Raw genomic sequence first — 4,032 nt, 5'->3', positions numbered from 1 at the left:
TCCACGCTGCGTGCTGAACTGGGGCTGCCAGAAGACGCAGTCGTAGTGGGCAGCGTGTCCGTGATGCGCGAAAAAAAAGGCCATCGTGCGCTGATCGATGCGATGGCCAGTCTGCTCACCCGCCCGGATGTGTTCCTGGTGCTGGTGGGCGACGGCTCTCCCACGTTGGAAAACCTGCAGGCCTATGTGCGCACGCTCGGGCTGGGCGACAAGATTCTGTTCACTGGCCGTCGTTCCGATATTCCCAATGTACTGGCAGGGTTCGACCTGTTTGCTCTGGCGACCGAACAGGAAGCCTCTGGTACGGTCTTCGTCGAGGCGGCTGCCGCTGGCCTGCCGGTCATCGGCACGGATGTCGGCGGGGTTTCCGAAATGCTGCAGGATGGCGAAACCGGTCTGCTCGTACCCCTGGGCGACGGGGCTGCGTTGACAGCAGCGCTGGCGGCGCTGATCGATGATCCCGATCGCCGTCGTGCCATGGGTCGGGCCGGGATGAAGGCAGTGCGCGAAGGCGAGCGGTTCACATTGGAAGGCTTGGTGCGCCGCACTGAGCAATGTTATGGACAATGGCTGGAGACACGGGTCCCATGAACAGCAATCGTACAGTTCCTGTGCTGATGTACCACCATGTCACGCCGGCTGGTGGGGCCATCAATGTCACGCCGGAACATTTCCGTGATCAGTTGGCCTGGTTGCGGGCGCATGGGTATCGTGGGTTGACCTGCGATGAATTTGCCGCGCACCTGGCCGGTCAGCCTGCGCCAGAACGTTCCGTGTTGATCACGTTCGATGATGGCTACCTGGACAACTATGTCCATGCCTGGCCGCTGTTGCGCGAATACGGCTTCCATGCCGTGGTCTTCCTGGTCACGTCCTGGGTTGGCGATGGGCCCGCACGGGCCTGCGCGGGCGAGGGCGGGGCGGCGCTGCCAGAAACGCCCGATCACGCCGAATGCATGCGCCGCGTCGCGGCCGGGGATGTTGCCGGCATTGCCCTGCGCTGGTCCGAAATCGAACGGATGCGGGCCGATGATGTGATCGAATTCCACAGCCATACCCATACCCATACCCGCTGGGACAAGCAGGAAGGCGACAAGAACGCCCGCATGGCCGACGAACTGGCACAGTCGCGTGCCTGTCTGGCGCGCCATCTGGGAGAAGTGTCCGATCATCTGTGCTGGCCACAAGGATATTTTGACCCCGACTATGTCCGGATCGCCCAGGAAGCCGGCTTCCGGCACCTGTATACGACACGGGCCTTCGGCCGCAATCGGCCCGGTTCGGATCCGGCCTCGATCTTTCGCTTTGCCGTGCGGGATACCTCGGGCGCTTCGGTCGGCCGGCGCATCCGCGTGGCGGCGCATCCGTTGATTGGGCTGGTCTTCAATGCCTGGAAACGCTGGAAGCGCGGCCAGCATTACGCGGGGTGAGGCATGAGGCTGTCGGTCATTGTCATCACCAAGAACGAGGCGGCGCATATCGGTGATTGTCTCGATTCCGTGGCGTTTGCCGACGAAATCATCGTGCTGGATTCCGGCAGTACGGACGCGACCTGCGAGATCGCCCGGGCGCGGGGCGCACGGGTCGAGGTCTCGCCGGATTGGCCGGGCTTCGGCCCGCAAAAAAACCGCGCTCTGGATCTGGCGACAGGCGACTGGGTGCTGTCCATCGATGCCGACGAACGGGTAACGCCCGAACTGGCCCAGGCGATCCAGCAGGCCATCGAAACGCCGGCCGCCGATGGCTATCGCATCGCCCGGCTGTCCAATTTCTGTGGCCGCTGGATTCGCCACAGCGGCTGGTGGCCGGACTACGTGGTGCGGCTGTTCCGCCGCGCCTGCGGGCGTTTCACCGATGCTGCCGTGCATGAGCATGTCGAAGTCCAAGGGTATACGGGCACGCTGCCCGGGCATTTTCTGCATTACCCTTATGCCAGCCTGGAAATCTTCATCGACAAGATCAACCGCTATTCCACCGAGGCCGCACGCAGTGCCTTCGAGCGGGGACGGCGGACCACGGTGCTGGGGCCATTCGGCCACGGGTTCTGGACTTTCGCCCGCCACTACCTGCTGCGGCGAGGGTTTCTCGATGGTTGGCAGGGGCTGGTGCTGGCCGGCATGGCGGCCACCGGCAGTTTCTATCGCTACGTCAAACTTTACTGGCTGGGGCGTGCATCCCGGCACACTTGAAGGCATGAGGATTCTGTATACCAACTTCCATGCGCGCAATGGGGGCGGTCACGCAGCCTATATCGTCAATCTGGCGCGGTCTTTGCAGGGCGCGCATCAAGTGACCGTGGCGACTCCTGGCACCAGCCGGCTATTCGAGCAGGTGGGCCGGATTCCGGGGGTGCGTTGCGTGGATGCGTCCTTCAGCACGCGTCCGGTGCCGATGCTGGCCGAACTTGCCCGGTTGCGGCGCTTGTTGCGTGAAGGCGACTTCGATCTGATTCATGTGAATGGTTCGGCCGACCATCGTCAGGCGATGCTGGCTCGTATCGGACTGCGTCGTCCACCGCGTATCGTGTGGACCAAGCACAACACCATGCCAGTGCGCGGTTTCGGCCATTGGCTGCGGGCGCGCCTGGGTACGGATGGGGCGATCGGGGTCAGCGAGTTCGTCACGGGTATGCTGCGGCAATCGGGTTATCGGAGATTGCCCTTGCGCGCCATTCACCATGGCGTGGATACGGAGCGTTTTCGGCCGTGGCTGCCCGCTGATGTGAGGCGCGCGCGGCGTGAGCTATTGGGTGATATGCCAGAGGGGTGTCTGGTGCTGGCCAGTGTGGGGGGGACGGATCGAGAAAAGGGCTGGCTGGTATTGCTTGAAGCACTGAACCGTCTGCCGGAGGCTTTGCGAAGGCGAGTTCGTATCCTTGTAGCTGGTGATCCTCCACGAGGGGCTCTGCGTCGTGATTTTGAGGCCCTGGATCCTGGTGCTGCGGTTGTATTCCCTGGTTTGGTCGATGACCCTGAACGTGTGCTTGCAGTTGCTGATATTGGCTTCGTTCTGTCCTTTCACGAAGCTTGCTCTTTTGCCGCTTGCGAGTCACTGTCTGTGGGTCTTCCAACTTTAGTTTCGGATGTGGGCGGTTTGCCAGAGGTCGTGCGCGATGGCATCGACGGCTGGATCGTCCCGGCCGGCGACGTGGACGCAGTCGAGGCCTGGCTGCGGGCCCGGCTGGCCAATCCGGTGCCGCCAGCGATGTCCGCTGCGGCGCGCGCCCGGGCGCAGGAACGGTTTTCCATGCCGGTCTTCGCAGAACGGACTCTGGCGTTCTATCAACAGATCTGCGCGTGATGCCGGCCTGGCCGATATAATCCGCCCATGATCCCCATCCTCATGTATCACCAGATCGGCGAACCCGGTCCGCGCGGCACGCCGTACCGGGGCCTGACCGTGCACCCACGGGATTTCCGTCGCCAGATGCTGTGGCTGCGGCGTCTGGGCTACCGGGGGCTGTCGATGGCCCGGCTGGGGCCCTATCTGCGCGGGGAAAAACACGGCAAGGTCATCGGCATCACCTTTGACGATGGTTATGCCAATGTGCTGGAAAACGCCGCGCCCGTGCTCGAGGAATGCGGCTTCGAAGCCACCAATTACTTCGTGGTTCGCCAACTGGGCGGCAGCAACGTCTGGGATGCCGACGAAGGGGTGCCCTGCGCGCCGTTGATGGATGTGGACGGCTTGCGGGCCTGGGTTGCGGCCGGTCACGAGGTCGGCTCGCATACCCTGAACCATCCCGTCCTGCCGCGGATTTCGTCCGAACTTGCCGCGAACGAAATCCGGGATTCACGCGATGCGCTGGAGCAGATTGCCGGGGTGCCGGTACGGGCCTTCTGCTATCCCTACGGCAAGTTCACCCCCGCCTTGGCGGATATCGTGCGCGAAGCGGGCTACGACAGCGCCACCACGACCGCGCGCGGCTTGGCGCGCTTGGGCGATGACCCCTACGCCTTGCCGCGTGTCGCGGTCATGCGCTCGACGCATTTGTTGCGTTTTCTGCAGAAATGCCTGACGCAACTGGAAGAC

General features: G+C 63.3%; 5 protein-coding genes. All 5 read left to right on the top strand.

The annotated features are described in order from the left end of the window. Positions 1–591 (top strand): glycosyltransferase (locus RBR29_RS10935; RefSeq protein ID WP_320349248.1); only part of this gene is annotated, 591 nt, incomplete at its 5' end. Then, a complete protein-coding gene (locus RBR29_RS10930) occupies positions 588–1,430 on the top strand; it encodes a polysaccharide deacetylase family protein (protein ID WP_320349246.1) in 843 nt (280 codons plus the stop codon). The genes RBR29_RS10935 and RBR29_RS10930, both read left to right, overlap by 4 nt. A 3-nt stretch (positions 1,431–1,433) precedes the next feature. Beyond that, positions 1,434–2,189: a glycosyltransferase family 2 protein gene (locus tag RBR29_RS10925; RefSeq protein WP_320349244.1), complete on the top strand. Its 756-nt coding sequence runs from the start codon at positions 1,434–1,436 to the stop codon at positions 2,187–2,189. A gap of 4 nt (positions 2,190–2,193) precedes the next feature. Beyond that, positions 2,194–3,300, top strand: a complete 1,107-nt coding sequence (locus RBR29_RS10920) for a glycosyltransferase (protein ID WP_320349243.1) — start codon at positions 2,194–2,196, stop codon at positions 3,298–3,300. A gap of 27 nt (positions 3,301–3,327) precedes the next feature. Beyond that, positions 3,328–4,032, top strand: a 705-nt coding sequence (locus RBR29_RS10915) for a polysaccharide deacetylase family protein (RefSeq protein ID WP_320349242.1), incomplete at its 3' end; no start/stop codon positions are given.

Origin of the sequence: Castellaniella sp., assembly GCF_034007085.1 — a bacterium.
Classification (GTDB): Bacteria; Pseudomonadota; Gammaproteobacteria; order Burkholderiales; family Burkholderiaceae_B; genus Castellaniella.
Note: the sequence above shows the minus strand (reverse complement) of the source record. Positions and strands in the feature narration are given on the sequence as shown.

Excerpts from the sequence above, each read along its gene's own strand:
- RBR29_RS10930 (WP_320349246.1), top strand. The coding sequence starts at position 588 with ATGAACAGCAATCGTACAGTTCCTGTGCTGATGTACCACCATGTCACG.
- RBR29_RS10925 (WP_320349244.1), top strand. The coding sequence starts at position 1,434 with ATGAGGCTGTCGGTCATTGTCATCACCAAGAACGAGGCGGCGCATATC.
- RBR29_RS10920 (WP_320349243.1), top strand. The coding sequence starts at position 2,194 with ATGAGGATTCTGTATACCAACTTCCATGCGCGCAATGGGGGCGGTCAC.